Annotated in this window: 4 protein-coding genes; 1 reads left to right on the top strand and 3 read right to left on the bottom strand. The window is 33.7% G+C overall.

What is annotated here, in order from left to right; all coding sequences use genetic code 11:
* Positions 1 to 17 precede the first annotated feature (17 nt).
* The 3 genes from FFR48_RS26340 to FFR48_RS26330 are packed head-to-tail and all read right to left on the bottom strand — an operon-like array spanning position 18 to position 1368.
* Entirely contained in the window at positions 18 to 638 is a 621-nt protein-coding gene (locus FFR48_RS26340) for a hypothetical protein (protein WP_162501975.1), read from the bottom strand.
* Positions 635 to 1105 carry a PIN domain-containing protein gene (locus tag FFR48_RS26335; protein ID WP_137669393.1) on the bottom strand — a complete coding sequence of 157 codons (471 nt, stop codon included), beginning with the start codon at positions 1103 to 1105 and terminating at the stop codon, positions 635 to 637. The genes FFR48_RS26340 and FFR48_RS26335 overlap by 4 nt, the downstream gene beginning before the upstream one ends.
* Positions 1102 to 1368 carry a UPF0175 family protein gene (locus FFR48_RS26330; RefSeq protein WP_096572106.1) on the bottom strand — a complete coding sequence of 89 codons (267 nt, stop codon included), beginning with the start codon at positions 1366 to 1368 and terminating at the stop codon, positions 1102 to 1104. The genes FFR48_RS26335 and FFR48_RS26330 overlap by 4 nt, the downstream gene beginning before the upstream one ends.
* Before the next feature lie 993 nt (positions 1369 to 2361).
* Here FFR48_RS26330 and FFR48_RS26325 point away from each other — a divergent pair.
* Entirely contained in the window at positions 2362 to 3276 is a 915-nt protein-coding gene (locus FFR48_RS26325; protein WP_137669392.1) for a DUF4351 domain-containing protein, read from the top strand.
* The last annotated feature ends 257 nt before the right edge of the window (positions 3277 to 3533 follow it).

The following is a 3533-nucleotide window of genomic DNA, read 5'->3' as shown; positions in this document are numbered from 1 at the left end:
ATTTTTTCCGGGCTATACTAACAGTAACTATCTCTAGCCCTGATGATTACGTCAAGTCTGGCTGAAATGAGAACATCCTCAAAGCCATACACAGACTGCCTTTTTAATTTTCGGACAGGTCTATTATTTTCTGCTGAAGTTTCTATTTCCCGTTCTTGGGGTTGATAGTCTCCCCATTCTACAGTTACTTCTAATTTTTCAGTTGTTGCAGGAACTAAAAAACTCAACCCGATGGAAGAAGGGAAAGGTGCTTTTCTTGCAGCAGCGGTTTCTGGTGTTTTGGCATCTTCGGCGATATCTTTATTAGTAATAACTTCTATTGTATCATCTGCTGTGGGGTCATATTTCATTTCTACCGGCGCACCAAAGGGAACTAAAAACCCGGTAAGATACCATTTAGATGGGGGTTGGTTTAAAATTTCGGTTTGATATTCTAGGTCTTGGGAAGTTGGACCGATTAAATCTAATTTTAGGGCTTTTTGGATATAAGTGCGAACGTCTTGAGATTCCATATTTTTGGGGACTGGGGACTGGGGACTGGGGACTGGGGACTGGGGACTGGTGATTGGTGATTGGGATATAATTATTTTATTCTGTAGGTTGGGTTGACGCAAGGAAACCCAACATTTTAATTTCATGACTGGTTGAACATAGATTGTAGCAGGTGAGAACTAGCACGAAAATTAGTTTTTTGTAATGCGGTAATTGTTGTTTTCAAATCAATTAAATTCTGATTAGCTGCTAAATTTAAAATACCCAATAATCCGGTAATTTTTAAACCTCTAGATTGGGCAATTTGACGAGCGGCTTTTTCATCTATAATAATTAAATTAGCTTGGATTCTTTCGGCTAATAATATTGCTTCTTTTTCTCCCTGATGTAAGTTTACTAACATATTATCATCAGGAATGTTAACAGCAGCGACTTCCAACCATTCAGGAATATTTGTGATCCATTTTTGTACCTTTTCCGGTGTTCCTGTTGCTTGTAGTTCTTGGTAAACAGCTTTGGTAATCATGACTTTACCAAATAATTGTGGTAATAAATCAATTTGTTCAATGATGATTAAATAACAAATTGGTGAAGTATCTGCAACTACAATCATGATGATAAAACCTGATTTAATGTTTCCATATCTGCTGCTAAGTCTGCTTCTGTATAATCTAAATCAACATGAGCATTTTTTAAGAATGTTTCTGTTTCCCATCGGCTAGAAAAATGTAGTAATTCTTGAATTTGTGCAGTTGTGATCATGCCATTTTTATAAGATTCAATAGCTAATACTTCTAATATTTTTTGTGGTAAGTTATGCCAATTTTGTTGTAATTTTTGTCCAATTTCTTCAGGTATTTCAATGGTAATTTGCATATTTTTAACTCTTGTTAGTTAGTGATTGGTGATTGGGGTATTATTATTTTATCCTGTAGGTTGGGTTGACGCAAGGAAACCCAACATTTTTATTTAACGCAGATGAACGCAGATAAACACAGATAATAGATGATCATTTTATCATTTTTTTTGTCTGAATCAGGTGGTTATCGAGCGAAGTCGAGATAATGTCCAGGATTTTAGGATTTATGACTAACGTCACGCTTCGCTATCAGGATGGTTTTTTTAAGATTATCATTTTTGTCTGAATCAGGATGTCCAGGATTTGAGGATTTATGACTAACGTCACGCTTCGCTATCAGGATGGTTTTTTTAAGATTATCATTTTTTGTCTGAATCAGGATGTCCAGGATTATAGGATGTACAGGATGGAATTTTTTAAGATTATCATTTTTGTCTGAATCAGGATGTCCAGGATTATAGGATGTACAGGATTGTTTTTTTAAAGATTATCATTTTTTGTCTGAATCAGGATGTCCAGGATTTAAGGATTTTCAGGATGGAATTTTTTAAGATTATCATTTTTTGTCTGAATCAGGATGTCCAGGATTTAAGGATTTATGACTAACGTCACGCTTCGCTATCAGGATGGGATTTTTATAATTTTATAAGATTATCGTTTTTTTGTATTCTTGATGATTTTATATTATTTGATAATTTATAAACAACATCCTGTACATCCTATAATCCTGGTTATCCTGATTCAGACAAAATAAATCATCAATAAAAACCACAATCTCTAAACAAAATCCCGTACATCCTATAATCCTGGTTATCCTGATTCAGACAATTATCAATTATCCATTATCCATTATCAATTATCAATCACATCCCGTACATCCTCAAATCCTAAAAATCCTGATTCAGACAAAATAAAATCATAATAAAATAATTATATCCCCAGTCACCACCAATTCACATAAAATATGTTATAATTAATATTATGAATAAACCAAAATATTACATCTACCAATGACCAGATTTATATATGATGAATTTTCTAAAGACTACCTAGAAGAACTCCTGCAAGATTTTGGAGAAATTCAAGCACCTTATAAAATTTCTTCAGAAGTTAGAGAAATAGACGTTTATTTCTCACCATTTCCTCAACAAAATCCCGATATTAAAAAATTGGGACTTTTAGGAGACTTAGCAAAAACACCAGCAATATTTGAACCCTATCGTAACTCTGTTACTGATGAACAGATAGAAGATTGTATTTTGAAATTGTTGGAAGTTAAAAGAGTTCTGAGAAAGGAATTTAAAGACAAAAACACCAAAATTCCAGATCATCAAATCCCCCGACTTTGGATCATTACTCCCACTTTATCAGATAGAATATTATCTAGTTTTGGTGCATTTTCATCAACTAAGTTTTGTCAAGGAGTTTATGAAATTGCTGAATATTTCCGTGCAGGAATTGTTGTCATTCATCAATTACCAGAAACTCCCGAAACTATCTGGTTAAGAATTTTAGGAAGGGAAAAAGTACAATCAAAAGCAATTGATGAGTTACTATCTTTAGATACTGACGAACAATTCAAACGAAAAACGCTAGAATTATTCTATGTGTTGATGGACAGAATCGCAATTAGAAACCCTAAAACAATCACAGAGGTAAATATGAGACGGTTAGTTAACTACTATCAACAAGATCGTGATTTAGCGGTTCAAGAAGGTAAAACCCTGGGTAAAATTGAAGGTAAAAATGAAGAAGGAAGTTTATTAGTTATCAAACAACTAATCAAAAGATTCAAAAATATCAACCCCGAAGTTACGCAAAAAATTCAACAATTATCACTAGAAAAAATTGAGGAATTAGCAGAAGCATTACTTGATTTTAACCAATATCAAGACCTAGAAAATTGGTTACAACAAAATCAGTAATTTGGGGACTGGTGACTGGGGACTGGTGACTGGGATATAATTATTTTATTCTGTAGGTTGGGTTGACGCAAGGAAACCCAACATTTTTATTTAACGCAGATAAACGCGGATGAACACAGATGATAGATGATCATTAGACCTGTCCGAAATATATAACGGAAAAATGGTAGAACGGTAAATGGAAAATATACCGTGGTTCTACCAAAGATGAAAAATATTACCAATTATATACATATGTACCCAAAACGCGCTAGGGG

It is taken from the genome of Sphaerospermopsis reniformis, assembly GCF_005402885.1.
In the GTDB taxonomy this organism is placed as follows: domain Bacteria; phylum Cyanobacteriota; class Cyanobacteriia; order Cyanobacteriales; family Nostocaceae; genus Sphaerospermopsis; species Sphaerospermopsis kisseleviana.
The sequence above is the reverse complement of the archived record's forward strand: the minus strand, read 5'-3'. Positions and strand labels throughout refer to the sequence as shown.